This window comes from Desulfamplus magnetovallimortis (genome assembly GCF_900170035.1).
GTDB classification, from domain to species: Bacteria; Desulfobacterota; Desulfobacteria; order Desulfobacterales; family Desulfobacteraceae; genus Desulfamplus; species Desulfamplus magnetovallimortis.
Genome location: NZ_LT828646.1, coordinates 1 through 519 on the forward strand (window position 1 = coordinate 1; position 519 = coordinate 519).

The 519-nt window shown below is 50.3% G+C and carries 1 pseudogene; it reads left to right on the forward strand.

Annotated features, from left to right (window positions below):
- A pseudogene (locus tag MTBBW1_RS28945) lies at positions 1-519 on the forward strand (hypothetical protein); the annotation flags it as partial.

Genomic DNA, 519 nt, shown 5'->3' on the forward strand with positions numbered 1-519 from the left:
CAATAGCGCTGAGTATGAAGGAGATAGAGGAACTCTACCAAAGGCTTCAGACAAAATCCCTTTGTGACAAGGACTATGAAGACCTTCAGGCTATGCTTGAGGTGATTGTCACCCTCAATGAATCGCTTCAGCAGAAAGATATCTCCATCAAGCGCCTCCTCAAACGGATCTTCGGCATTAAAACCGAAAAACGAAAAAAACTGTTCAAGGATGATCCTGAGAACAGTGGTAAATCCTCGCCAACAAACGACACCGGCAACGGGAAAGAGAAAGGGGCACCATCGGACGATACCCGTTCCGATGATTCCCCATCCGGGGCGGAAGAGGAAAAATTGTCTGAACATATCACAGATAGTGACGATGAGCCGACACCCCCTGCTGGAAAAGGACATGGCCGTAACGGAGCTGATGCATTTCCCGGCGCCAAACGGGAACGCATCGAAGATGCCGATTTGAAGCCCGGTCAGAAGTGTCCTCTCCTGTGCCCCAATGGTCGCCTCTATCCATTGACGTCGGGTA